The following is a 26914-nucleotide window of genomic DNA, read 5'->3' on the forward strand; positions in this document are numbered from 1 at the left end:
CGAATCATGGATACCGCGGCAGAACCGAGCCTGCGAGGTAATGCCGTGAGGCAGGGAATCTGGGCCACGGTCCGGCGTCGCTTCCTCGGCGTCGGCTTCCTCGTCGTGATCGCCGCGCTCGTGAGCCTCTCGATCGCCATGTACAACAAGGCTTTCACGCCCGTGGTGAACGTGAAGCTCACCACCGACAAGGTCGGCAACCAGCTGCAGGTGCTCGGCGATGTCAAGGTGCGCGGCCTGATCGTCGGTTCCATCCGGCAGATCACGCCGACCACGCGCGGCGCCGAGCTGGACCTCGCCATCGATCCGGACAAGGCCGACCTCATCCCTCGCAACGTGACAGCGCGGTTCATCCCCAAGACCCTGTTCGGCGACCGGTACGTGGCCCTCCAGATCCCGGAGGACCCGGCCAGGGACCACCTGGGTGACGGCGACCTCATCCAGCAGGACACGTCCGCGCCGGCTGTCGAGCTGTCCCAGGCACTCGACCACCTGCTCCCGGTGCTGCAGGCCGTCCAGCCGCAGAAGCTGTCGACCACGCTGACCGCGATCTCGACCGCCCTGGACGGCAGGGGCGCGCAGCTCGGCCAGACGCTGGTGGAGCTGGGCAAGCTGGTCGACGAGATCAACCCGCACGTACCGCAGCTGACCCACGACCTGCAGGCGCTCGTCGACGTCAGCGACACCTACTCGGAGGCGATCCCGGACTTCGTCGACGCCCTCGACGACCTGACCGTCACCTCGCGGACGATCTACGAGCAGCGGGACAACCTGAACACGTTGTTCGCCGACATGACCACGGCCGGCCGTGACCTGGAGTCGTTCCTGCGTGCCAACTCCGACAACATGATCCGCCTGGCCGACAGCAGCAGGGACACGCTCGAGGTTCTCGCCAAGTACGCGCCGTCCTACCCCTGCTTCCTCAAGCAGATGGCGTCCCTGGTCGATGCGGCGAAGCCGGTGTTCGGCGCCGGCACCAACCAACCCGGCCTGCACGCGACCATCGAGATCGTCGTCGACAAGGGCAAGTACGAGCCGGGCAAGGACACCCCGGAGTTCGACGAGCACCGCGGCCCACGCTGCTACGACCCGGCACAGATGGGCGACCCGTTCCCGGACCAGCCGCCGGACGGCCCGCTGCGGGACGGCACCTCGCGTGGTTCGGCGAGCAAGACCCAGCAGAACGGCCTGCTGCCGAACGACGACTCGACCTCGCCGAACGCCTTCACGGCCGCCGACTCGATCGCCAACACCCCGGAGGAGGCCGAGTTCCTGGCCCAGCTGATCGGTCCCGGCATGGGGTTGTCGTCCTCGCAGGTGCCCAGCTGGTCCACGCTGCTGCTCGGCCCGCTGTTCCGTGGGGCGGAGGTGACCGTGAAATGAGGGGGATTGCCGCGCCGCTGGTCAAGCTCGGGATCTTCACCGTGGTCACGATCGCCGCGACCGCGCTGCTCGCGATCAGCATCGCCAACGTGGACCTGTCAGACACGTCGGACTACAAGGCCCGCTTCACCGACGCCACCCTCGTGCTCCCCGGCGACGAGGTGCGGATCGCCGGCGTGCGGGTCGGCCAGGTCGAGGACGTCGGCATCGTCGACCGCAAGCAGGCCGAGGTGACCTTCTCGGTTGGCGCAGGCCGGACGCTGCCGAAGAACGTCATCGCGCAGATCAAGTTCCGCAACCTGGTCGGCCAGCGGTACATCTCGCTGTCGCAGGGCAGCGGCGGCAACCCCAACGCCGTGCTGCGGCCAGGCGAGACGATCCCGCTGAAGCAGACGCGGCCCGCCCTCGACCTGACCGAGCTGTTCAACGGCTTCAAGCCGCTGCTCCGCGCGTTGTCGCCGGACGACGTCAACAAGCTGTCGTACGAGATCATCCAGGTCCTGCAGGGAGAAGGCGGCACGGTCGAGTCGCTGCTCGCCCACACCGCGTCGCTGACCTCCACGATCGCCGGCAAGGACCAGGTGATCGGTCAGGTCATCGACAACCTCAACACCGCGCTGACCGCGATCAACCAGCGCGGGGAGAAGCTGTCGAACCTGATCGTGACCGTGCAGCAGCTGGTGTCCGGGCTGGCGGCGGACCGGGAGCCGATCGGCGACGCGATCCAGGCGCTCGGCGGCCTCACGGAGACCACGGCCGGCCTGCTCGACGAGGCCCGCGAGCCGCTGAAGGCGGACATCGCGGCACTGGGTGGGCTCGTCGGCAACCTCAACGACAGCGAGTCGGTGGTGGAGCACTTCATCCAGTTCCTGCCGCAGAAGACCGCCACGCTGACCCGGCTGGTGAGCTACGGCTCCTGGTTCAACTTCTACCTCTGCTCCGCGGAGGGTTCCGTCGGCCTACCGGGGATCGTCACCCAGCCCGTCGACATCCCGATCTCCTCGGCGAGCTCGGAGAGGTGCACCCGATGAGGTCTTTTCGTTCCCGCAACCCGATCCCGATCGGCGTCTCCGGCATCGTGGTGATCGCGCTCGGGCTCACTGTGGCCATGTTCTCCGACGACCTGCCGATCATCGGCGGTGGCACCAGCTACTCGGCCGAGTTCAGCGAGGCGGCCGGGCTGGCGCCGGACGACGAGGTGCGCATCGCCGGGGTGAAGGTCGGCAAGGTGTCCGACGTGTCGCTGGACGGCGCCAACGTGGTGGTGACGTTCAAGGTCAAGGACGCCTGGGTCGGCGACCAGAGCAGCGCGGCCATCAAGATCAAGAACGTGCTTGGCCAGAAGTACCTGTCCGTGGAGCCGGACGGCCGGGAGGTGCTCGACCCGGCCACGCCCATCCCGCGCAACCGCACGGTCGCGCCATACGACGTGCTGGAGGCGTTCCGCGGGTTGGCCGAAACCACCAACGACATCGACACCACACAGCTCGCGCAGAGCTTCGAGGTCATCGCCGAGACGTTCGGCGACACCCCGGACGACGTGCGGGGCGCCTTGACCGGCCTGCAGCAGCTGTCGCAGACGATCTCCAGCCGCGACCAGCAGCTCGCCACGCTCCTGTCCAACACCAGGAAGATCAGCGACACGCTCGCCGACCGGGACGCGGAGGTCGTGAAGCTCCTGCAGGACGGCAACCTGCTGCTGGAGGAGTTGGGCCGCCGCCGCGAGGCCATCAGCACGCTGCTCGACGGCACGCGGGCGCTCGCGACCGAGCTGCAGGGCCTGGTCGCCGACAACCAGCAGCAGCTCGGCCCGGTCCTGCAGAGCCTCGACCAGCTGACCGGCATGCTGCAACGCAACCAGGACGCGCTCGGTCAGGGCATCAAGAACCTGGGTCCGTTCATCCGGCTGTTCAACAACGCGGTCGGCAACGGGCGCTGGTTCGACAACTACATCTGCGGGCTGCTTCCGCCACCACTTGGCCCCGTCAACCAGCAGGGCTGCCTCGGGGAGGCGTCACGATGAGCTTCGCATCCCGATTAGGGCGGGACCTCACCCGCGCCGTCTCCATCTCCGTCGTGTTGGGCCTGCTGGTGGCGTTCTTCCTGTGGTGGACGCTCGTCGATGGCAACCAGCGGCGCTACTCGGCCGTGTTCACCGGCGTCGTCGGTCTGTACGAGGACAACGACGTGCGGATCCTCGGCGTCAAGGTCGGCCACGTCGACAAGGTCACCCCGGAGGGCGACACCGTCCGCGTCGACATGTTGGTGGACCGCACGGTGAAGATCCCGTCCGCGGCCAAGGCCGTGATCGTCGCGCCGTCGCTGGTCAGCGACCGGTACGTGCAGTTCACGCCGGTCTACACCGGCGGGGCGGCGATGTCGGAGGGCACCGTCCTGCCGAAGGAGCGCACCGCGACGCCCCTGGAGGTCGACGACCTGTACGCGAGCCTCAACCGGGTCAGCGTCACGCTCGGCCCGAACGGGGTGAACCGCAACGGCGCGCTCGCGGACCTGCTGAACACGCTCGCCGCCAACCTCGATGGCAACGGCGCGGCGATGAACGAGACCATCACGCAGCTCTCGAAGGCCGCGAAGACGTTGTCCGGCAGCGACGAGGACCTGTTCGCGACGCTCGACAACCTGCAGAAGTTCACCTCGGCGCTCGCCGAGAGCGACGATGCCGTGAACGAGTTCAGCGAGCAGGCAGCCGACGTCACCCAGTTCCTCGCCGACGAGCGCGGTGACCTGGCCGAGGCCGTGAAGCAACTCGGCATCGCGCTGGGCGTGGTGCAGCAGTTCATCAACGACAACCGCGCGCACCTCAAGACCAACGTCGACAAGCTGGCGACGATCACCCAGGTCCTGGTCGACCAGCGGGCGGCGCTCGCGGAGTTCGGCGACATCGCGCCGGTCGCGCTGTCCAACATCATCAACGCCTACAACGGCTCGTCCGGCACGCTCGACGCCCGCGCGGACCTCAACGAGCTGGCCCAGCCGCCGATCGTGGCCGTCTGCAACCTGGTCAAGCAGGTCACGCCGAACGAGCTGCCGCAGGTGCTCGCCGACACGTGTGCGGAGCTCCAGCCGGTACTGGACGGCGTGGTGAAGCTGCCGTCGGCGGCGGACGTGCTGACCGCGCTGCAGAACGGCACGGCCCCGGCGCTGCCGATCCCCGGCACGATCGAGGGGGGCAACTGATGCGAAGGCTCCTCCCCGTTCTCGCCGCGGTGTTGGCGCTCACGAGCTGCAGCTCCTTCAACGGCATCTACGACGTCCCGCTGCCAGGCGGCGCCGACCTCGGCGACCACCCGTACACGGTGAAGGCCAACTTCCGGGACGTGCTGGACCTGGTGCCGCAGTCCGGGGTGAAGGTCAACGAGGTGCCCGTCGGCCGGGTCGAGGACATCCAGCTCGCGCCGGACGGTTGGACCGCCCAGGTGACGATGCGGGTCAACGGCGACGTCGAACTGCCCGCGAACGCGCTCGCCATGCTGCGTCAGTCCAGCCTCCTCGGCGAGAAGTACGTCGAGCTGTCCGCGCCGCCGGAGAACGAGGCGCAGGGCAGGCTGGCGAACGGCGCGGTGATCCCGCTGGCGCGGACCAACCGCAACACCGAGATCGAGGAGGTGCTCGGCGCGTTGTCCATGCTGCTCAACGGCGGTGGCGTCGAGCAGCTGCAGAACATCGCGCAGGAGCTGAACAACGCTCTCGAAGGGCGCGAGCCGGACCTGCGCGCCACGCTGTCCAGTGTGGACACTTTGGTGTCTACTTTGGACGAGAGTAGGTCCGACATCACGCGTGCGATCGACGGCGTGAACGAGCTGGCGAACACCCTCGCCGCCGAGAAGGACCAGCTCGCCGGCGCCATCGACTCGCTCGGCCCCGGCCTGGAAGTGCTGAGCCAGCAACGCACCCAGCTCGTGACCATGCTGCAGACGCTGGACTCGCTGTCCGACGTCGCCGTGGACACGGTGAACGCGAGCCAGGAGGACATCGTCGCCGACCTGAAGGCGCTCACGCCGACACTGCAGAAGCTGGGCGAGGCAGGCGCCGATCTGCCCAAGTCACTGGAGATCCTGTTCACCATCCCGTTCACGGACGAGGCGATGAACGGCGTGAAGGGCGACTACTTCAACCTGTACGCCAAGATCGACCTGAACCTGCAGACGATCGTGGACAACCTGTCCCGCAGCCGGCGCAACCCGTTGGAGAACGTGCCGATCCTCGGTGACCTCCTCGGCGCGTCGGAGGGCGGGGCGGCCGGTCCACTGCTGCCGTTGCCGATCGTCGGCGGGACCTCGCAGCCGGGGCAGCCGTCCGGGGACTCGGATCTCGGCGGTCTGCTCGGCGGTCTGCTCGGGGGAGGTGGCAACTAGATGCTCACCAGGCGGGTACGTATCCAGCTGATCGCCTTCGCGGTGATCGCCACGCTGGCGGTCGTGTACGCGGCGTTCCGGTTCACCGACGTCGGCAAGCTGTTCGGCGCGGACGGCTACACCGTGAAGATGAACCTGGCCGACTCCGGCGGCATCTTCACCAACGCCGAGGTCACCTACCGCGGCTACAACGTCGGCCGTGTCGGGGAGATCCACCTGACCCACGACGGCATCCAGGTGGACCTCGACATCGACCCGGACGCGCCGCCGATCCCCTCGGACCTCGACGCGGTCGTGGCGAACCGGTCCGCCGTCGGCGAGCAGTACGTTGACCTGCGGCCACGGAACAACAGCGGCCCGTACCTGTCGGCGGCGTCGGTGATCTCCTCGGACCGGACGATGACACCCGTCGGCACGGACACGGTCCTGCGCGACCTGGACAGCCTGGCCACCTCCGTGCCCACCGAGTCGTTGCGCACCGTCGTGGACGAACTGGACCGGGCGTTCTCCGGCACCGGCGACGACCTGCAGGTCCTGCTGGACTCGACGCGGGACTTCACGTCCATGGCCAACGACCACCTGCCGCAGACGATCACCCTGCTCCACGACGGCGGCACCGTGCTGGACACGCAGAACGCGCAGGCCGGCAACATCAAGTCGTTCGCCGACTCGCTGCACCTCCTGACCGAGCAGCTGAAGACGTCCGACCCCGACCTGCGCCGGTTGATCACCGAGGCGCCGAAGGCGGCCACACAGGTGCGGGACCTGCTCGCGGAGACGGGCCCCGCGCTCGGCGTGACGGTGGCGAACCTGCTGACCACGTCGGACATCCTGCGGACCCGCAAGGACGGGCTCGAGTACGTGCTCGTGGCGTACCCGCTGTTCAGCGCGGCCGGGCAGGGGCTGCTCGCGGCCGACCCCGGCCAGGTGCACCTCGGGTTGGTGCTCAACCTGTTCAACCCGCCGCCGTGCACCCAGGGATACGAGCAGACGCAGCGGCGCGACGGCACCGACACCGAGAGCGCGCCGGCGCCGACCCCCGAGCAGACCTACTGCGCGGAGCCGACCGGGAGTTCGGTCAACGTCCGCGGTTCGGCGAACGCGCCGTACGGCGGAGTGCCGGTGGCGGAGGACCAGCCCGCGGCTCCGCCGAATGGCGGCTCTACTGTCAGTACTCCTTTCGTGCTGGACGGGGTGCCCGGCACGATGGGGCAGCCAGGCACCAGCCAACTCAGCCTCGCGGCTCTGCTCGGACTGCCGGGCTAGCAACCACGCAGTGACTGGAGACCCAGTGAAAACCGACACCAAGGTCACGGACGACGACGCCGTCGACGTCACCGACTCCGACGCAGCTGAAGCCGAGCCGGACGGCGAGGACCCCAAGCCGGTCGAGAAGTCGGGCAAGCTGCCGCAGTCGCTGCTGATGGTCGCGATCGCGCTGGTCGTCGCCGCGACCGCGGTCGCGGGCTGGTACGGCGTGCGGTGGATCTCCGCCGCGAACGACGACTCGCTCGCGTACTCGAAGACCCGCGACGAGGTCAACCGCGTGGCACTGGCCGCCGTCGTCACCATGAACCAGCTCGACTACCGCAAGATCGACGAGGGCCTGGACGACTGGGAGGCGGCGACCACCGGCAAGCTGCACGACGAGATCGTCAAGAACCGCGGCACCGTCCGCGACAGCATCGTGCAGAAGCAGTCGATCAGCACGGCGACCGTCCTCTCGTCGGCCGTGAAGGAGCTCGACGAGCGCGCCGGCAAGGCCTCGGTGATGGTCGCGATCAAGATGAACGTCGACGTGACCGAGACGCTCACGTCGCCGCCCGCCCAGGTCCCGGGAATCACCTGCAAGCAGGTCGAGGGCCAGAACTACCGCTGCCAGGGCGTCAAGTACAAGCGCCTCGAGGGTTCACTGCAGCGCACGGACGCCGGATGGAAGCTCGAAACGCTCGCCGACGTCCCGTACGTCCAGGGACAGTAGAGCCGAAAGGACTTATGCAGTGCCACCGCATCGCCGCAGGCCTGTCCCGACTTCCGGTCAGACGCCGCCCGTCCGCCGCCCGAAGGTCGCCGGTTTACGCAACAAGCCGACCCACACCGAACCGCCGGCGGCTCCCGAGCCTGTCGACTCCGCTGACACCGTCGAGGACAAGGTCGAGGTCGAGACGCCCGATACCGAGGAGCGCGTGTCCGGCGTGCTGACCGGCGTGCTGGGCGAGTCACCAGCACCCGACGAGCCGGCGAGCGAGGCCGACTCGGATGCCGAGCCCGAACCCAAGCCCGAACCCAAGCCCCGCCGGAAGGCGGCCGACGAGCCGACGACCAGGTCGACGCCGCGTCCCGCCGGCAAGCGCCGCACCGCGGGCTCCGCCCGCCCCACCGACCTCGCCGCCGCCGAGAAGGGCGCCGGCACGCAGTCGAGGCGACCGGGCCGCCACGTCAGGGTCGACGACCGCCCCACCCGCAGCCCGTCCCAGCGACAGCTCTCCGTCGCGATCGTGCTGGCCGTGGTCGCGGTCGTCCTCGGTGGCCTGGCGGTCTTCTTCCGCGGCCAGGTCGACAACCTGACCAGCGGCGACAGCAACAGCGCACTCACCGACTCCGCGGGCACCAGCCAGGTCGTCGGCCAGCTGAGCGACGCCATCAAGAAGACGTTCAGCTACAACTACACCGACATGGGCGCCACGGAGAAGGTCGTCAAGGAGGTCCTCTCCGGCAAGGCGCTGTGCGAGTACAACCTGCTGTTCACCGAGCTCAAGCAGTACGCGCCGCAGCAGAAGATCATCCTGGCCACCACGGTCCGCGAGATCGGCGTGGTGCGCCTCGAGGGCGACCGCGCGGAGGCCCTGGTCTACATCGACCAGCAGTCCACCCGCGCCGACGTGAACAAGACCGTCTACGTCGGCGGCCAGTTCGCGGTGCGGGCACAACGCGTCGACGACCGCTGGAAGATCACCAAGTTCGACATGTTCGGGCAGGCGCTCGTCAACGGCAAACAAGCCCCGACGTGCTGACCCAGCCGCCGGTCCGTCGCCGGTTCGGCCCGCTGCTGGTCGGGGCACTCGTGCTCGCGGTGGTGGCCGCCGGGTTCCTGGCCTGGTCGGTGGTCGAGCTGGTGTCGGCCGGCACGGACACCGACCGCGCGCGGCAGGAGCTGGCCGCGGCCGACGAGCGGCTGGCGGACCTGCGCGCGGACGACGCCGTGAAGACGAGGACCGCCCGCGACGAGGCACGCGAGGCCGCGTCGAAAGGTGTCGCGGTGATGAACACCCTCGACTACCGAGGAGTCGACGCCGACCTCGACGCGTGGGAGCGGGTCAGCACGGGCGCGTTGCACGACGAGATCGTCGACAACCGCGCACGGAGCCGACAGGCCGTCGTCGACGCGAGGTCCGTGACGAAGGCGACGGTCGTGTCCTCGGCCGTCCAGGCCGTGGACGCGCGGTCGGGCACGGCGACGGTGCTCGTGGCGGTGCGGATCGACGTCACGACCGGCGAAGCCGGCCCGACCCAGAAGTACATGCGGATACGCGCCACGCTGCTCCGCACCGAACAGGGCTGGAAGCTGGACGGCCTGGGGCAGGTGCCGTACCAGTCATGAGCACGTGGGAGCCACCGACCGGGCCCATCCAGGTCCAGCCCTACCCCGGCCAGCCACCACGACAGGGCGGTCGTGTGGCCTGGGTCGTCGCACTGGTCGTGGTCGCCGTCCTGCTCGTCGCGTTCGCGCTGTGGGCGCGCGTCGAGACCGGCGTCCGCGTGGCGGAGGCGGACCGCGTGAACGGGGCCGCGGCCAGGGCCGACGCCGAGGCGAAGCAGCTGGTCGAGCGGGCCGGCGACGAGGCGCTGAGCGACCAGGAACTGACCCAGCAGGTGATCGACCAAGTCACCGCGGCCGTCGAGGCGACCTTCAGCTACGACCACACGAACATCGAGGCGACCGCGGCCGCCGTCGAGGAGTACCTGACGGATGACGCGCTTTGCGTGTACGAGGCGTTGTTCGCCGAGGTCAGGCGGCTCGCGCCGCAGCAGGGGATCGTATTGTCCACCACGGTCCGCGAGGTCGGCGTGGTGCGCCTGGCGGGTGACCGGGCGGAGGTCCTCGTCTACATCGACCAGCTGTCCACCAGGGCCGACTCCAACCGGACGGCCGCGGTGGGCGGCCAGCTCGTGGTGCGGGCCCACCGCGACGGGCGCCGCTGGAAGATCGCCGAGCTGGACCTGCTCGGTCAGCCGCTCGCCAACGGCGAACCGGCTCCAACCTGCTGACGCCACGAAAAAACGTGACGTTGCACACAGTTTGAACCGAGGTTTCGAGATCGCCATCAAGATCACCAGTCGCGGCTCGTTCGGTCGCTCCCGAGCCCTCCGTACCTGCGCTCACCTGGTGAAGTATCGCTAGCATCGCCCTGGCCCCGCGGCTGAATAGCCGGTGAGAACATGGCGCGGCATCTTGACTCAGGGCCACGTCAGGGTCACGCTATTCACCAAGCACGCCTTCGGCGGGAGGACGGTTGGGTGCGGGCCTGGACAGTCGCCGCCTAAGTGGCTAGACTGCCCCTTTGCGCTGCCCACTTTCGCATGCCCTAGACTGTTGGGCACGACCGCACCCCTGAACAGCTTCGTTACAGTTGCTAACAAGGCTGCTCAACCGCACATTAGTCCTGGAAGGACGCATCTTGGCAGTCTCCCGCGCGACCCAAGCCACTGCTGCGACCAACTCCACCACGTCGAACTCCGGCATACCAGGCGCTCCGCTGCGGGTCTCGTTCGCGAAGATCCGCGAGCCGCTGGCGACGCCGAACCTGCTCGACCTGCAGATCCAATCGTTCCAGTGGTTCACCGGTGACGAGGCGTGGTTCCAGCGTCGCGTCGACGCCGGTGACGAGAACCCGGTCGGTGGCTTGGAAGAGGTCCTCAACGAGATCTCTCCGATCGAGGATTTCTCGGGCTCGATGTCCCTGTCCTTCTCCGACCCACGCTTCGACGAGGTCAAGGCCTCGACCGAGGAGTGCAAGGACAAGGACATGACATACGCGGCCCCCCTGTTCGTGACGGCCGAGTTCACCAACCACCAGACTGGCGAGATCAAGAGCCAGACGGTGTTCATGGGTGACTTCCCGGTCATGACGGACAAGGGCACTTTCGTCATCAACGGCACCGAGCGCGTCGTGGTGTCGCAGCTGGTCCGTTCGCCCGGCGTGTACTTCGACACGTCCGTCGACAAGACCACCGACAAGGACGTGTTCGTCGCCAAGGTCATCCCCAGCCGTGGCGCATGGCTGGAGTTCGACGTCGACAAGCGCGACACCGTCGGTGTCCGCATCGACCGCAAGCGCCGCCAGCCGGTCACCGTCCTCCTGAAGGCCCTCGGCTGGACGACCGAGCAGATCCGGGAGCGGTTCGAGTTCTCCGAGACGCTGCTCGCGACCCTGGAGAAGGACCACACGGCCGGCCAGGACGAGGCGCTGCTCGACATCTACCGCAAGCTGCGCCCGGGCGAGCCGCCGACCAAGGAGTCCGCGCAGACGCTGCTGGAGAACCTGTTCTTCAAGGACAAGCGGTACGACCTGGCCAAGGTGGGCCGGTACAAGGTCAACAAGAAGCTCGGCCTGCGCATCGCCACCGACTCCGGGGTGCTCACCGAGGACGACATCGTCACCATCATCGAGTACCTGGTCCGCCTGCACGCCGGTGAGACCACCATGCAGGGTGCCAGCGGTGACGAGGTGCCGGTCGAGGTCGACGACATCGACCACTTCGGCAACCGCCGCATCCGCACGGTCGGCGAGCTGATCCAGAACCAGATCCGGGTCGGCCTGTCCCGCATGGAGCGTGTCGTCCGCGAGCGGATGACCACCCAGGACGTCGAGGCCATCACGCCGCAGACCCTGATCAACATCCGGCCGGTGGTGGCCGCGATCAAGGAGTTCTTCGGCACCTCACAGCTGTCGCAGTTCATGCAGCAGACCAACCCGGTCGACGGCCTGACCCACAAGCGCAGGCTGAACGCGCTCGGCCCCGGTGGTCTGTCGCGTGAGCGTGCCGGCATGGAGGTCCGGGACGTCCACCACAGCCACTACGGCCGCATGTGCCCGATCGAGACGCCGGAAGGCCCGAACATCGGCCTGATCGGCTCGCTCTCGTCGTACGCGCGGGTCAACCCGTTCGGCTTCATCGAGTCCCCGTACCGGAAGGTCATCGAGGGTCAGGTCACCGACCAGATCGACTACCTGACCGCCGACGAGGAGGACCGGCACGTCATCGCGCAGGCGAACGCGCCGCTGGACGACCAGAACCACTTCGCCGAGGACCGCGTCCTGGTCCGCAAGAAGGGCGGCGAGGTCGAGTTCATCGAGCCGTTCGACGTGGACTACATGGACGTCTCGCCTCGGCAGATGGTGTCCGTCGCGACCGCGATGATCCCGTTCCTCGAGCACGACGCCGCCAACCGTGCCCTCATGGGCGCGAACATGCAGCGTCAGGCGGTGCCGCTGCTGCGCAGCTCGGCTCCGCTGGTCGGTACCGGCACGGAGCTCCGCGCCGCGATCGACGCCGGTGACGTCATCGTCGCCGAGAAGGACGGCGTGGTCGAGGAGCTGTCGGCCGACTTCATCACGGTCATGGCCGACGACGGCACCCGCCGCACCTACGGGCTGTACAAGTTCCGCCGGTCGAACCAGGGCACCTGCGTCAACCAGAAGCCGATCGTGGCCGAGGGTGACCGCGTCCTGGCGGGCCAGGTCATCGCCGACGGGCCGTGCACCGAGAACGGTGAGATCGCGCTCGGCAAGAACCTGCTCGTGGCGATCATGCCGTGGGAGGGCCACAACTACGAGGACGCCATCGTCATCTCGCAGCGGCTCATCCAGGACGACGTGCTCACCTCGATCCACATCGAGGAGCACGAGATCGACGCCCGCGACACCAAGCTCGGCGCGGAGGAGATCACCCGGGACATCCCGAACGTCTCCGAAGAAGTGCTAGCGGACCTGGACGAACGCGGCATCGTCCGCATCGGCGCCGAGGTCAGCGATGGCGACATCCTGGTCGGCAAGGTCACCCCGAAGGGCGAGACCGAGCTGACGCCGGAGGAGCGCCTGCTCCGCGCGATCTTCGGTGAGAAGGCACGCGAGGTCCGCGACACCTCACTGAAGGTGCCGCACGGCGAGACCGGCAAGGTCATCGGCATCCGCGTGTTCTCCCGTGAGGACGAGGACGAGCTGCCCCCGGGCGTCAACGAGCTGGTCCGGGTGTACGTGGCCCAGAAGCGCAAGATCCAGGACGGCGACAAGCTCGCCGGCCGGCACGGCAACAAGGGCGTCATCGGCAAGGTGCTTCCCGTCGAGGACATGCCGTTCATGCCGGACGGCACCCCGGTCGACGTCGTGCTGAACACCCACGGTGTGCCACGGCGTATGAACATCGGCCAGGTGCTCGAGCTGCATCTCGGCTGGCTCGCCAGCCAGGGATGGAAGGTCGAGGGCAGTCCGGACTGGGCGAAGAACCTGTCGCAGGAGCTCTACGAGGTGGCTCCCGGCACGAACACCGCGACGCCGGTGTTCGACGGTGCCAAGGAGAACGAGATCACCGGGCTGCTCGGTTCGGCGCTCCCCAACCGGGACGGCGAGCGGATGGTCAGCGAGGACGGCAAGGCGACGCTCCTGGACGGGCGTTCCGGCGAGCCGTTCCCGTACCCGGTGGCGGTCGGCTACATGTACATCCTGAAGCTGCACCACCTGGTCGACGACAAGATCCACGCCCGGTCCACCGGTCCGTACTCGATGATCACGCAGCAGCCGCTGGGTGGTAAGGCGCAGTTCGGTGGTCAGCGCTTCGGTGAGATGGAGTGCTGGGCCATGCAGGCCTACGGCGCGGCGTACACGCTCCAGGAGCTGTTGACGATCAAGTCCGACGACGTGCTCGGTCGCGTCAAGGTCTACGAAGCGATCGTCAAGGGCGAGAACATCCCGGAGCCGGGCATCCCGGAGTCGTTCAAGGTGCTCCTCAAGGAGCTCCAGTCGCTCTGCCTCAACGTCGAGGTGCTGTCCAGCGACGGCGCCGCGATCGAGATGCGCGACGGGGACGACGAGGACCTCGAGCGTGCGGCCGCCAACCTCGGCATCAACCTGTCCCGCAATGAGTCGCCGTCTGTTGACGACGTCGTGAACTGACCGGGCCGCGGGCGCGGCCTCACCCGCCGCGCCCGCGGTCCCCGATCCCCAAGTACTTCAAAGCTGTAACCAACAAAAGGGGAAGACCCGACGTGCTGGACGTCAACTTCTTCGATGAGCTCCGCATCGGCCTGGCAACCGCCGACGACATCCGCCAGTGGTCCTACGGCGAGGTCAAGAAGCCGGAGACCATCAACTACCGCACCCTGAAGCCGGAGAAGGACGGGCTCTTCTGCGAGAAGATCTTCGGCCCCACCCGGGACTGGGAGTGCTACTGCGGCAAGTACAAGCGCGTGCGCTTCAAGGGCATCATCTGTGAGCGCTGCGGTGTCGAGGTCACGCGCGCCAAGGTGCGCCGTGAGCGGATGGGTCACATCGAGCTGGCCGCTCCCGTCACCCACATCTGGTACTTCAAGGGCGTGCCCTCGCGCCTGGGCTACCTGCTCGACCTGGCCCCGAAGGACCTGGAAAAGATCATCTACTTCGCCGCCTACGTGATCACCACGGTGGACACCGAGCAGCGGCACACCGACCTGCCCACGCTCGAGAGCGAGATGAACGTCGAGCGCAAGCAGGTCGAGAACCGGCGTGACGCCGACATCGAGGCCAGGGCCCAGAAGCTCGAGGCCGACCTGGCCGCCCTCGAGGAGGAGGGCGCCAAGTCCGACGTGCGCCGCAAGGTCAAGGAGGGCGGCGAGCGCGAGATGCGCCAGCTCCGCGACCGGGCCCAGCGCGAGCTGGACCGGCTCGACGAGATCTGGAGCACCTTCACCAAGCTCGAGCCCAAGCAGCTGATCGCCGACGAGCTCCTGTACCGCGAGCTGATCGACCGCTACGGCGACCACTTCACCGGTGCCATGGGCGCGGAGGCCATCCAGAAGCTGGCCGCCGACTTCAACGTCGAGGCCGAGGCTGACAACCTGCGCGACACCATCCGCAACGGCAAGGGGCAGAAGAAGCTCCGTGCCCTCAAGCGGCTGAAGGTCGTCGCGGCGTTCTCGCAGACGAACAACTCGCCGATGGGCATGGTCCTCGACTGCATCCCGGTGATCCCGCCGGACCTGCGGCCGATGGTCCAGCTCGACGGTGGCCGGTTCGCCACGTCCGACCTGAACGACCTGTACCGCCGGGTCATCAACCGGAACAACCGGTTGAAGCGACTGATCGACCTCGGCGCGCCCGAGATCATCGTGAACAACGAGAAGCGGATGCTGCAGGAGGCCGTCGACGCGCTGTTCGACAACGGCCGCCGCGGCCGCCCGGTCACCGGTCCAGGTAACCGCCCGCTGAAGTCGCTGTCCGACCTGCTCAAGGGCAAGCAGGGCCGGTTCCGCCAGAACCTGCTCGGCAAGCGTGTCGACTACTCCGGCCGTTCGGTCATCGTGGTCGGCCCGCAGCTGAAGCTGCACCAGTGCGGTCTGCCGAAGGCCATGGCGCTCGAGCTGTTCAAGCCGTTCGTCATGAAGCGGCTGGTCGACCTCAACCACGCGCAGAACATCAAGTCCGCCAAGCGGATGGTGGAGCGTGCGCGGCCCGCGGTGTGGGACGTGCTGGAAGAGGTCATCACCGAGCACCCGGTGCTGCTCAACCGCGCGCCGACGCTGCACCGCCTCGGCATCCAGGCCTTCGAGCCGCAGCTGGTCGAAGGCAAGGCCATCCAGCTGCACCCGCTGGTCTGCGAGGCGTTCAACGCGGACTTCGACGGTGACCAGATGGCGGTCCACCTGCCGCTGTCCGCCGAGGCACAGGCCGAGGCGCGGATCCTGATGCTGTCGGCGAACAACATCCTGTCGCCGGCCTCGGGTCGTCCGCTGGCCATGCCGCGTCTGGACATGGTGACGGGTCTGTTCCACCTGACCCGTCTCAAGGACGACGGCAAGGGCGCGGGCCTCGCGTTCTCGTCGCCGGCGGAGGCCATCATGGCCTACGACCGCGGCGTGATCGACCTGCAGGCCACGGTCAAGATCCGCATCGCCGACCGCGCCCCGAACCCGGCCGACAAGCCGGAGGGCTGGGAGCCGGGACAGCCGTGGCTGGCCGAGACGACGCTGGGCCGCGTGCTGTTCAACGACCTGCTGCCCGACGACTACCCGTTCATGAACGAGGCCATGCCGAAGAAGCGGCAGGCCGCGATCGTGAACGACCTCGCCGAGCGGTACCCGATGGTCACCGTGGCGCGGACGCTCGACAAGCTCAAGGACGCCGGCTTCTACTGGGCCACCCGTTCCGGGGTCACGATCGCGATCTCCGACGTGGTCGTGCCGCCGAACAAGCAGGCGATCCTCGACGAGTACGAGAAGAAGGCCGACGCGGTCGAGAAGCGCTACCAGCGTGGTCAGCTCTCCGCCACCGAGCGGAACAACGAGCTGGTCAAGGTGTGGAGCACCGCGACAGAAGAGGTCGCGAAGGCCATGGAGGACAACTACCCCGACACCAACCCGATCCCCACGATCGTGAAGTCGGGCGCGGCGGGCAACATGACCCAGATCCGCCAGCTGTCCGGCATGAACGGCCTCGTGACCAACCCGCGTGGTGAGTTCATCCCGCGGCCGATCAAGGCCAACTTCCGTGAGGGCCTGTCGGTGCTGGAGTACTTCATCGCGACGCACGGCGCCCGCAAGGGTCTCGCGGACACCGCGCTGCGTACCGCCGACTCGGGTTACCTGACCCGTCGTCTGGTGGACGTGTCGCAGGACGTCATCGTCCGCGAGGTCGACTGCGGCACCACCCGCGGCATCATGATGAAGGTCGGCCAGCCCGGTCCGGACGGCACGGTCATCCCCGCCGAGCACGTGGAGACCTCGGTCTACGCACGTACGCTGTCGTCGGAGATCACCGACAAGGACGGCAACGTCCTGCTGAACCGCGGCGACGACCTTGGCGACCCGGCGATCGCCAAGCTGCTCGGCTCCGGCGTCACCGAGGCCAAGGTCCGCTCGGTCCTGACCTGCGAGTCGGCGGTCGGCGTCTGCGCCACCTGCTACGGGCGGTCCATGGCGACCGGCCAGCTGGTGGACGTCGGCGAGGCGGTCGGCATCGTGGCCGCGCAGTCCATCGGTGAGCCGGGTACCCAGCTCACGATGCGTACGTTCCACCAGGGTGGTGTGGCCGGCGAGGACATCACGACCGGTCTGCCGCGTGTCCAGGAGCTGTTCGAGGCCCGTACCCCGAAGGGCAAGGCGCCGATCGCCGAGGTCGACAGCCGAGTCCGCATCGAGGACGGCGACCGCTACTGGAAGATCACCCTGATCCCGGACGACGGCAGCGAAGAGATCATCTTCGACAAGCTGTCGAAGCGTCAGCGCCTGGCGGTCACGCCGGACGGCCCACTGGCGGACGGTGACCACGTGAAGGTCGGTGCGCAGCTGCTCGAGGGCACGCCGGACCCGCACGAGGTCCTGCGCGTCATGGGACCGCGTGAGGCCCAGCTGCACCTGGTGGACGAGGTCCAGAAGGTGTACCGGGCCCAGGGCGTGTCGATCCACGACAAGCACATCGAGGTCATCGTCCGGCAGATGCTCCGCCGGGTCACGATCCTCGACTCCGGCGCGGCGGAGTTCCTGCCGGGCGCGCTCATCGAGCGGGCCGAGTTCGAGCGGGAGAACCGTCGGGTCGTGGCGGGCGGCGGCGAGCCGGCCTCGGGTCGCCCGGTACTGATGGGTATCACGAAGGCGTCGCTGGCCACCGACTCGTGGCTGTCGGCGGCCTCCTTCCAGGAGACCACTCGTGTCCTGACCGACGCGGCCATCAATGGCCGCTCGGACAAGCTGGTGGGCCTGAAGGAGAACGTGATCATCGGCAAGCTGATCCCTGCGGGGACCGGCATCAACAAGTACCGGAACATCCAGGTCCAGCCGACCGAGGAGGCCCGGGTCGCGGCATACGCGATCCCGAGCTACGACGACGGCTACTACACCCCGGACGTCTTCGGCACCGGCACAGGCGCAGCCGTCCCACTGGACGACTACGACTTCGGCCGCGACTACCGCTAACGGCATAGCAACAGGGAGCCCCCGACCAAAGGCCGGGGGCTCCCTGCTTTTGGCGGCAACGGGGACACAGCGCCAGCCCCAGCAAAGACCCCGCCCGCCGCGAGTCTCGTCTTCGGCCCCCGCGAGTCTCGGTTTCGGCCCCTGTGAGTTACGTTTTCGGGAACGCCCGCGTCCCCAAAGGTCGACTCGCGAACCCGCAAATGTTGAACTCGCGGGTCCCCAATGTTGGACACGCAGGTCTCGACGGTTGAACTCGCGGGTCTCCAGTGTTGGACACGCGGGTCTGTGCGGTTGGACTCGCGCGCCAACCAGCCATCTGGCGTGGTGACCAAACCGAAGGTGGGTTCGGTGGTGGTGGCGGGCCCGGGCCGGGCAGGCGCCAGCCTGTCCGGTATTTGCCCGCCCGTAAAATCCGCCGCCACCACCGAACCCACAAACCCCACAGACAGCCCCCAACACCCCGGCGTGTACACGAAAACGCAACTCGCAGGGGCCGAAGACGAGACTCGCGCCGGGGTGGGATTCGGACGAAGTTGGGCTTTTGATCGATTGACCGAAGCGGGCTAGTGGGCCAATGTCCCCGGGGACATCACCTTTACCCTGCCACGAAAGGTGCCCCGAACGATGAGAACCAGGATCGTCCTGGCCACATTGGCCTGCCTACTCGCGTTACCCGCGACAGCAACCGCCGACCCGGGTGAGGTCACCGCAGCGGACATGAGAGCCGCCGATGGTTGCTTCACCTGGACGCGGACGCTCTCCCAGGGCACGAGCGGAAGTGACGTCACGCAGCTGCAGATCCGCGTCGCCGGTTGGGTCGCCTCGGGGGAGAACCTCGTCGTCGACGGCGCGTACGGCGCGGCCACGACCAACGCGGTCCGTCGCTTCCAGTCCGGGTACGGGCTGACCGCGGACGGCATCGCCGGCCCGCAGACGTTCAACAAGATCTACGAGCTGCAGGACGACGACTGCACCCCGATCCACTTCAGCCACGCCGAGTTCGACGACAACTGCGGCGCCAACAACTACGAGGGCGGCAAGGTCAGCGCGGCCACGGTCCGCGAGAACGTCAGGCGGATCATGTGGCAGCTGGAGGCGCTGCGCCACAAGCTGGGCGACCGCGCGCTGGTGGTGACCTCGTCCTTCCGCAGCGTGTCCTGCAACAGCTCGGTAGGCGGCTCGTCCACCAGCCTCCACATGTGGGGTCAGGCGGCTGACCTTGGCCTGAGCAGCGCTCCCACCCAGTGCCAGATGTTCAGCGCCGCGAAGTCGGCCGGTTTCGAGGAGATCCTCGGCCCTGGCTATCCGGACCACAACGACCACGTGCACGTTGGCAACAAGTCCGGCCAGTTCTGGAGCGCCCCGAACTGCTGAACGTCTGCTTAAGACATCGTGAAGCAGAAGTCGCTGGTGCCGAGCCCGCGTCGGGCTGATCCTGACCCCATGGAACCTGACACGAAGGACTGGACCTGGGTCCTGGACCGCCCCTGCCCCGAGTGCGGGCTCGACACCAGCACCATCGACCACGACGACGTCCCGGCCCTGCTGCGCGCGAACGCACGGGCCTGGCAGGACGTGCTCGCCGGGCCGAACGCCCGCACCAGGCCCGACGACCACACGTGGTCCCCGCTGGAGTACGGGGCCCACGTCCGCGACGTCTGCCGCGTCTACACCGAACGCCTCCACCTCATGCTCACCGAGGACGCCCCGGACTACCCGAACTGGGACCAGGACGCGACCGCCGTCGAGGACCGCTACGACGAGCAGGACCCCGCGACGGTCGCCAGGGAGCTGGCCGCCGCTGCGGACCGTCTGGCGGACGACTTCGCGCAGGTCACCGGTGCCCAGTGGGACCGCACCGGCTCGCGGAGCGACGGCGCCCACTTCACCGTGGACACCTTCGCCCGCTACTTCATCCACGACCCGATCCACCACCTGCACGACGTCACCACGAAGGTCAGCGCCGGGGCTCCCAGCGGAACAGGCGGCTGAACACCACCCCGGCCACGGCGAGCCACAGCACCGCGGACGCGATGTCGAGCGGTACGACCGGCACGTCGCCGACCATGGCCCCGGCCGACGACCATCCCTTCGCGACCAGGTCGGCCGGGCCCATGAGCGGCATCGCGACCCCGACCGCGGCGAGTGCGGGTGACGCCATGCCGGACAGGAAGATGCCGGCCACCCCGGCCATCACCACCGGGACCGACGTGATCTGCGTGGCCTCCACACTGCGGCTCAGGCACGCGGTCGCCACCCCGAGCGCGGTCGCGACCACGACCCCGAGCAGCACGCCGAACACCACCAGCAGCGGGTTGGCCGGCGCGGGCGCGTCGGCCAGCAGGCAGGCGGCGAAGTAGGCCGCCGACTGCGCGAGGCCCACGACCATCACCGGCCCGAGGACGCCGAGCAGGATCTGGCCGTCGGAGAGCGCCGAGGTCCGCAACCGCTTCAGCACCAACGACTGCCGGCGGGCGGTGAACACCATGAGGCTCACCATGAACACCGACAGCGCCAGCAGCAGCATGAACTGGCTGGACAGCACGTTCGCCCACTCCGCGGCGTTCGGCGGCGGCTTGCCGAACAGCGTCATCGCCACGAGCGCGAGCGGCACGACGATCGCCGAGAACGCCGTGAGCTTCTTACGCAGCAGCAACTTCAGTTCCACGACGGACAGCGCGAGCATCATGACGCTCCTGTTCGGACGGCGGCGAGTTCGAGGAAGACGTCCTGCAGCGAGGCCGACGCCGCGTTGAGCTGGTCGAGCCGGACGCTGTGCTGGTCCGCCCACCCCAGCAGCTCGGTGAGGTCGTCCTGGAGTTCAGTGGTGTCGATCGTCAACGCTCCACTCGCGATGGACACCGTGCCGGAAAAGCTTGGCAGCACAGGAAAATCGAGCGGCAGCATGGCCGAGATCCGCGCCGGTCGGGACGCCAGCACGGACTCGAGCGTGCCGGTCACCCGGATCCGGCCGCCGTGCATGATCGCCACGCGGTCGGCCAGCGCCTCGGCCTCTTCGAGGTAGTGGGTGGTGAGCAGCACGGTGGCGCCGCCGGCGGCCAGGTCCTCGATGAGTGCCCAGACCCGTTGCCGAGACTCGGGGTCCAGCCCGGTGCTCGGTTCGTCGAGCACGACCAGCCGCGGCCGTCCCCAGGTCGCGAGCGCCACGTCGAGCCGTCGGCGCTCACCGCCGGACAGCTGTTCGACGGCGACCCCGGCCCGGTCGGCGAGGTCGAGCCGGTCGAGCACGGCGGCCCGGTCGTCGGTCCGGCCCGAGATCTGCGCCCACAGCGCGACGGTCTCGCGGACGGTCATCTCCCCGACGAACCCGGACTCCTGCAGCATCACGCCGACCGACGGCGCGAGCGCGGTCCGCGCCGCGAAGGGGTCCCGCCCCAGCACCCGCACGGTGCCCTCGGCCGGCCGGCGGAAGCCCTCGACGATCTCCAACGTCGTGGTCTTCCCCGCCCCGTTCGTGCCGAGCAGCGCGAACACCTCGCCCTCAGCGACGGTGAAGTCGACGCCGTCGACGGCCGTGAAGGAGCCGTACACGTAGCGCAACCCGGAAACTTCGATCGCGTTCATGACGGAGCCGTGCCGGCTCCGTGGCGCCGGCACGCTCCGCAGGCTCCGCTCCGCCGGCGCCCTCCGCCGGCCCGGCGCCGTCCTGAGTGCTGATGGTTCGCTCCGCAAGCTCCGCTCATGAACTCAACAGTGCCGTCCCTGCAGTGCCCCTCGGCAGTGTGCGGGCTCATGACCTGCGGTGACAGCCGTCCGGGGGACGCGTGACACGTGTCATTCCGCTAGCGTCGCCCCGTGCCCGAACGCGATGCGCTGGTGTCGATGCGGCGCTACACGCGCCTGACGCTGCTCAGCACGGTGCCTGTCGTCGCGATGACGCCGACGCTTGCCACGTTTTCCAACGGTGCGTCAGTGTGGCGCTCCCTGCCGTTGCTCGCGGGCCTCGTCGTGCTGGTGCCGGTGCACTGGAAGCGGATCGCCCGTGCCATCGAGACCCCGATGGAGATACCGCCGGGGCGGCCGTCCGTGGTCACCCTGGTCGTGTCGTCCGTTCTGATGGTCTACGGCTACGTCTACGCGGATCCGGGCAACGTGCTGTGGGTGGTCCTGCCCGCGATGTCAATCACCGAGCTGCAGTTCGGCCGCACCCCGGCGGAGTCGTGGCGGCGCAGCCTCTGGTCCGCGGTCGTCTTCGGCGCCGTCGTCGGCGGTATCGCCGCGTTGTCGCCCTTCGGCTCGGATAATCCGCTGCCGGCGACGGCGATCACGGTGTTCCTCCTGCTCGTGTTCCCGTTCGGGGAGCTGATCGGGTTGCGGCAGTGGCGGATCGCCATCGAACTGGACCAGGCCCGCCGCGACGCGGCCGAGCTGGGCGCGACCCGCGAGCGCCTGCGGCTGGCCGAGGACCTGCACGACATCCTCGGTCACGCGCTGGAGGTGGTGTCGCTGAAGAGCGAGCTGGCGACGCGGCTCGGCAAGGTCGACCCGGACCGGGCGCACGCCGAGATGGCTGAGGTGCAGAAGCTGGCACGCGGCGCGCTCCAGGACGTGCGTGAGCTGGCGCAGGGTCGCCCCCAGACCGACCTCGACACCGAGCTTGCCGGCGCGCGGACGCTGCTCGCGTCGGCCGGCATCGACTGCGCGGTGGACGTCGAGGAGGCCCATCAGCGCCACAGCGAGCTGTTCGGCCGCGTGCTGCGTGAGGCCGTCACCAACCTGCTACGGCACGCGGACACCCGCCGATGCTGGATCACGGTCCGCCCCGCCGCGTTGACCGTGGTGAACGACGGTGTGACCGACACACCACCACGGGGCGACGGCACCGGCCTCGCGAGCCTCGCCCGCCGGGTCCGGGAGGCCGGTGGGGAGTTCACGGCGGGCCCGGGGGAGCGGCCGGGCACGTTCGAGGTGTCGGCGGTGCTCGCATGATCAAGGTGGTGCTGGCCGACGACGAGCGCCTGACCAGACAGGCCGTGGCCGCCCTGTTGGGACTGGAGCCCGACCTGACCGTGGTCGCGGACGTCGCCGACGGCGTGGAGGCACTCCGCGCTGTGGTCGAGCACCGGCCGGACGTCGTGGTCCTGGATGTGGAGATGCCGGGCATGGACGGCCTCGCGGTGCTGGCGAAACTCGCGGCCGACGGCCATCCGGCCCGCTCGGTGATGCTGACCAGGCACGCCCGCCCCGGTGTCCTGCGCCGCGCGTTGTCACTCGGCGCGAAGGGCTTCCTGGCGAAGACGGCCCCGGCGGCACTGCTGGCCGAGGTGGTGCGACGAGTGCACGCTGGCCTGCGCTACGTGGACCCGGACTTCGCGGCGGCCGCGCTCGCCGAGCCGGACTGCCCGCTCACCGATCGGGAGCTGGAGATCCTCCGCCACGTGGACGACACCACCACGGCCGCGGACATCGCGCGCACGCTGAACCTGTCCGCCGGCACGGTCCGCAACTACGTCTCGTCGGCCATGGCCAAGCTCGCGGCCCGCAGCCGCACCGAAGCGGTCCGCATAGCCCGTGACCAGGGCTGGATCTAGCGGCACCACCTGATCGTGTAACGCCCGATCGGGACGGTGCCGCGTTGGTGGAGCTGAACTGTGGAGCGGCTGACCTCGGCCTCAACGAAGATCGGTCCTGTGCTCGTCGCGCGGGAACATCGCGGCCCTGGGCTGCGTTGGAGCATTGGTCGACCCCGGTTTTGCCCCGCTTCGGGGTGCCAGGTATCTTTGGTACTCGCGCCCGGCCTATGTCGGGTCGATCCGCGTGCCTGTGCGCGGAGTTCGCGCAAGCGGACACCTCGCAGTAACCGCGGAGTTCCTTCCGAGCCTCGTAGGGATGATTCAATCCTGCCCGGGCGTTATGGGGAAGGGCGACACGCCCGACCTCGTGATACGGCGGGGGCGCAAAACAAAACTAGAGCAACACGCAGTACACCAGGAGAAAGCCGGTCCATGCCCACGATCCAGCAGCTGGTCCGTAAGGGCCGCCAGGACAAGGTCGCCAAGCAGAAGACTGCGGCCCTCAAGGGGAGTCCGCAGCGGCGTGGCGTGTGCACCCGCGTGTACACCACCACCCCCAAGAAGCCGAACTCCGCGCTGCGCAAGGTCGCGCGCGTCAAGTTGACCAGTGGCATCGAGGTCACGGCCTACATCCCGGGTGAGGGCCACAACCTGCAGGAGCACTCGATGGTGCTCGTGCGTGGCGGCCGTGTGAAGGACCTGCCAGGTGTGCGCTACAAGATCATCCGCGGCTCGCTGGACACCCAGGGCGTGAAGAACCGCAAGCAGGCCCGCAGCCGCTACGGTGCGAAGAAGGAGAAGGCCTGATGCCTCGCAAGGGACCCGCAGCCAAGCGGCCACTGATCACCGACCCGGTCTACAGCTCCCCGCTGGTCACGCAGCTGATCAACAAGGTGCTCCGGGACGGCAAGCGCTCGGTCGCGGAGAAGATCGTGTACCAGGCCCTCGAAGGCGCCCGTGAGAAGACCGGCACCGACCCGGTGGTCACGCTCAAGCGTGCGCTGGACAACGTGAAGCCGACCATCGAGGTGAAGAGCCGCCGTGTCGGTGGCGCCACCTACCAGGTGCCGATCGAGGTCAAGCCGGGCCGCTCCACGACGTTGGCGCTGCGCTGGCTGGTCACCTTCTCTCGCGCGCGGCGCGAGAAGACCATGACCGAGCGGCTGATGAACGAGCTGCTCGACGCGAGCAACGGCCTCGGGGCGAGCGTGAAGCGCCGCGAGGACACGCACAAGATGGCGGAGTCCAACAAGGCCTTCGCCCACTACCGCTGGTGACGACCGGCAGCCGAACAGACCGCTCAAGGTCGTACCACCGCATTTGAGATAGACAGGGGAAGAGACCCGTGGCACAGGACGTGCTTACCGACTTGGCCAAGGTGCGCAACATCGGCATCATGGCCCACATCGACGCGGGCAAGACCACCACGACCGAGCGGATCCTGTTCTACACCGGGATCAACTACAAGATCGGCGAGGTGCACGACGGCGCCGCGACGATGGACTGGATGGAGCAGGAGCAGGAGCGCGGCATCACGATCACGTCGGCCGCGACGACCTGCTTCTGGAAGGACCACCAGATCAACCTGATCGACACCCCCGGGCACGTCGACTTCACCGTCGAGGTGGAGCGCAACCTGCGGGTGCTCGACGGCGCGGTCGCGGTGTTCGACGGCAAGGAAGGTGTCGAGCCGCAGTCCGAGCAGGTCTGGCGGCAGGCGACCAAGTACGACGTCCCGCGAATCTGCTTCGTCAACAAGATGGACAAGCTGGGTGCGGACTTCTACTTCACCATCCGGACCATCTCCGAGCGTCTCGGCGCCAAGCCTCTGCCCCTCCAGTTGCCGATCGGCGCGGAGAGCGACTTCATCGGTGTCATCGACCTGGTGAACATGCGTGCGCTCACGTGGCGTGGTGAGGTCCAGAAGGGCGAGGACTACGCGGTCGAGGAGATCCCGGCCGACCTCGTCGAGCGGGCGAACGAGTACCGCGAGCAGCTGCTCGAGGCGGTCGCGGAGACCGACGACGAGCTCACGGAGATCTTCCTGGAGACCGGTGAGCTGTCCGTCGACCAGATCAAGCACGGCCTCCGCAAGATCGTGCGTGAGGGCACGGCCTACCCGGTGCTGTGTGGCTCGGCGTTCAAGAACAAGGGCGTCCAGCCCATGCTCGACGCGGTGATCGACTACCTGCCCGCGCCGACGGACCTCCCGCCGGTCGAGGGCACGCTGCAGGACGGCGAGACGCCGGCCTTCCGCAAGCCGAGCACCGACGAGCCGTTCGCGGCGCTGGCCTTCAAGATCGCCGTGCACCCGTTCTTCGGCAAGCTGACCTACATCCGGGTCTACTCCGGCAAGGTGGCCAGCGGCGCCCAGGTCATCAACTCGACCAAGGACCGCAAGGAGCGCATCGGGAAGATCTTCCAGATGCACGCCAACAAGGAGAACCCGGTCGGCGAGGCCATGGCGGGTCACATCTACGCGGTGATCGGTCTGAAGGACACCACCACCGGTGAGACCTTGTCCGACCCGGCGAACCCGGTCGTCCTCGAGTCGATGACGTTCCCGGAGCCGGTCATCCAGGTGGCGATCGAGCCGAAGACCAAGGCCGACCAGGAGAAGCTGTCGACCGCGATCCAGAAGCTCGCCGAGGAGGACCCGACCTTCCGGGTCAACCAGGACGAGGAGACGGGTCAGACGATCATCGCCGGCATGGGCGAGCTCCACCTGGACATCCTGGTGGACCGCATGCGCCGCGAGTTCAAGGTCGAGGCCAACATCGGCAAGCCGCAGGTGGCCTACCGCGAGACGATCCGCAAGACCGTCGAGAAGTACGACTACACCCACAAGAAGCAGACGGGTGGGTCCGGCCAGTTCGCGAAGGTCATCATCAAGATCGAGCCGATGTCGACCGCGGACGGCGCGATGTACGAGTTCGACAACAAGGTCACCGGTGGCCGCGTGCCGAGGGAGTACATCCCGTCGGTCGACGCGGGCGCGCAGGACGCCATGCAGGACGGCGTGCTGGCGGGCTACCCGCTGGTGGGCATCAAGATGACCCTGCTCGACGGCGCGTACCACGAGGTCGACTCCTCGGAGATGGCCTTCAAGATCGCGGGCCGGATGGCGCTCAAGGAGGCCGCTCGCCAGGCGAGCCCGGCGCTCCTCGAGCCGATGATGGCTGTCGAGGTGACCACGCCGGAGACGTACATGGGTGACGTCATCGGCGACCTGAACTCCCGCCGTGGCCAGATCCAGGCCATGGAGGAGCGGGCGGGCTCCCGCGTCGTCAAGGCGCTGGTGCCGCTGTCGGAGATGTTCGGCTATGTCGGTGACCTCCGGTCGAAGACCCAGGGCCGGGCGAACTACTCCATGCAGTTCGACTCCTACGCCGAGGTTCCGACGAACGTCGCGAAGGAGATCATCGCCAAGGCAACCGGCGAGTAACTGAATCCGG

Annotated in this window: 21 protein-coding genes; 19 read left to right on the forward strand and 2 right to left on the reverse strand. The window is 68.2% G+C overall.

Features of this window, described 5'->3' with window-relative positions:
* Positions 1-6: 6 nt before the first annotated feature.
* From VF106_RS13165 to VF106_RS13230, 14 genes are all read left to right on the forward strand, one after another.
* A complete protein-coding gene (locus VF106_RS13165) occupies positions 7-1383 on the forward strand; it encodes an MCE family protein (RefSeq protein ID WP_330839946.1) in 1377 nt (458 codons plus the stop codon).
* On the forward strand, positions 1380-2414 hold the full coding sequence (locus tag VF106_RS13170; RefSeq protein ID WP_330839947.1) for an MCE family protein: 1035 nt from the start codon (positions 1380-1382) through the stop codon (positions 2412-2414). Before VF106_RS13165 ends, VF106_RS13170 begins: the two co-directional genes overlap by 4 nt.
* Entirely contained in the window at positions 2411-3406 is a 996-nt protein-coding gene (locus tag VF106_RS13175; RefSeq protein WP_330839948.1) for an MCE family protein, read from the forward strand. Before VF106_RS13170 ends, VF106_RS13175 begins: the two co-directional genes overlap by 4 nt.
* A complete protein-coding gene (locus tag VF106_RS13180; protein ID WP_330839949.1) occupies positions 3403-4581 on the forward strand; it encodes an MCE family protein in 1179 nt (392 codons plus the stop codon). The genes VF106_RS13175 and VF106_RS13180 overlap by 4 nt, the downstream gene beginning before the upstream one ends.
* Positions 4581-5759, forward strand: coding sequence for an MCE family protein (locus tag VF106_RS13185; protein ID WP_330839950.1), 1179 nt, complete (start codon positions 4581-4583; stop codon positions 5757-5759). Before VF106_RS13180 ends, VF106_RS13185 begins: the two co-directional genes overlap by 1 nt.
* On the forward strand, positions 5760-7025 hold the full coding sequence (locus VF106_RS13190) for an MCE family protein (RefSeq protein WP_330839951.1): 1266 nt from the start codon (positions 5760-5762) through the stop codon (positions 7023-7025).
* Positions 7026-7050: 25 nt separating this feature from the next.
* Entirely contained in the window at positions 7051-7740 is a 690-nt protein-coding gene (locus VF106_RS13195) for a hypothetical protein (RefSeq protein ID WP_330839952.1), read from the forward strand.
* A 19-nt stretch (positions 7741-7759) separates the two neighbouring features.
* On the forward strand, positions 7760-8773 hold the full coding sequence (locus tag VF106_RS13200) for a nuclear transport factor 2 family protein (protein WP_330839953.1): 1014 nt from the start codon (positions 7760-7762) through the stop codon (positions 8771-8773).
* On the forward strand, positions 8767-9360 hold the full coding sequence (locus VF106_RS13205; RefSeq protein ID WP_330839954.1) for an Rv1363c family protein: 594 nt from the start codon (positions 8767-8769) through the stop codon (positions 9358-9360). Before VF106_RS13200 ends, VF106_RS13205 begins: the two co-directional genes overlap by 7 nt.
* Positions 9357-10028 (forward strand): hypothetical protein, encoded by a 672-nt coding sequence (locus VF106_RS13210; protein WP_330839955.1) that lies wholly within the window; start codon positions 9357-9359, stop codon positions 10026-10028. Before VF106_RS13205 ends, VF106_RS13210 begins: the two co-directional genes overlap by 4 nt.
* 410 nt (positions 10029-10438) lie before the next feature.
* Positions 10439-13933 carry a DNA-directed RNA polymerase subunit beta gene (gene rpoB, locus VF106_RS13215; RefSeq protein WP_330839956.1) on the forward strand — a complete coding sequence of 1165 codons (3495 nt, stop codon included), beginning with the start codon at positions 10439-10441 and terminating at the stop codon, positions 13931-13933.
* A 92-nt stretch (positions 13934-14025) separates the two neighbouring features.
* The gene (locus VF106_RS13220) at positions 14026-17925 is read left to right on the forward strand and encodes a DNA-directed RNA polymerase subunit beta' (RefSeq protein ID WP_330839957.1); all 3900 of its coding nucleotides are present in this window, start codon (positions 14026-14028) and stop codon (positions 17923-17925) included.
* Positions 17926-18549: 624 nt separating this feature from the next.
* Positions 18550-19299: a D-Ala-D-Ala carboxypeptidase family metallohydrolase gene (locus VF106_RS13225; protein WP_330839958.1), complete on the forward strand. Its 750-nt coding sequence runs from the start codon at positions 18550-18552 to the stop codon at positions 19297-19299.
* A gap of 69 nt (positions 19300-19368) precedes the next feature.
* Positions 19369-19917, forward strand: coding sequence for a DinB family protein (locus VF106_RS13230; RefSeq protein WP_330839959.1), 549 nt, complete (start codon positions 19369-19371; stop codon positions 19915-19917).
* On the opposite strand, the gene VF106_RS13235 is transcribed toward VF106_RS13230, so the two are convergent.
* Both VF106_RS13235 and VF106_RS13240 read right to left on the reverse strand, forming a co-directional pair.
* On the reverse strand, positions 19883-20614 hold the full coding sequence (locus VF106_RS13235) for an ABC transporter permease (RefSeq protein WP_330839960.1): 732 nt from the start codon (positions 20612-20614) through the stop codon (positions 19883-19885). The two genes, VF106_RS13230 and VF106_RS13235, sit on opposite strands and share 35 nt — an antisense overlap.
* The gene (locus VF106_RS13240) at positions 20611-21510 is read right to left on the reverse strand and encodes an ABC transporter ATP-binding protein (RefSeq protein ID WP_330839961.1); all 900 of its coding nucleotides are present in this window, start codon (positions 21508-21510) and stop codon (positions 20611-20613) included. Before VF106_RS13240 ends, VF106_RS13235 begins: the two co-directional genes overlap by 4 nt.
* Before the next feature lie 231 nt (positions 21511-21741).
* On the opposite strand from VF106_RS13240, the gene VF106_RS13245 reads away from it, so the two are divergent.
* From VF106_RS13245 to fusA, 5 genes are all read left to right on the forward strand, one after another.
* Entirely contained in the window at positions 21742-22875 is a 1134-nt protein-coding gene (locus tag VF106_RS13245; protein ID WP_330839962.1) for a sensor histidine kinase, read from the forward strand.
* Entirely contained in the window at positions 22872-23477 is a 606-nt protein-coding gene (locus VF106_RS13250) for a response regulator transcription factor (protein ID WP_330839963.1), read from the forward strand. Before VF106_RS13245 ends, VF106_RS13250 begins: the two co-directional genes overlap by 4 nt.
* A gap of 414 nt (positions 23478-23891) precedes the next feature.
* Complete coding sequence (gene rpsL, locus VF106_RS13255; RefSeq protein WP_133906284.1) at positions 23892-24266, forward strand: 30S ribosomal protein S12; 375 nt, start codon at positions 23892-23894, stop codon at positions 24264-24266.
* Entirely contained in the window at positions 24266-24736 is a 471-nt protein-coding gene (rpsG, locus tag VF106_RS13260) for a 30S ribosomal protein S7 (RefSeq protein WP_330839964.1), read from the forward strand. Before rpsL ends, rpsG begins: the two co-directional genes overlap by 1 nt.
* A gap of 68 nt (positions 24737-24804) precedes the next feature.
* Positions 24805-26904 (forward strand): elongation factor G, encoded by a 2100-nt coding sequence (gene fusA / locus VF106_RS13265; protein ID WP_330839965.1) that lies wholly within the window; start codon positions 24805-24807, stop codon positions 26902-26904.
* The last annotated feature ends 10 nt before the right edge of the window (positions 26905-26914 follow it).

It is taken from the genome of Actinophytocola sp. (assembly GCF_036378875.1).
In the GTDB taxonomy this organism is placed as follows: Bacteria; Actinomycetota; Actinomycetes; order Mycobacteriales; family Pseudonocardiaceae; genus Actinophytocola.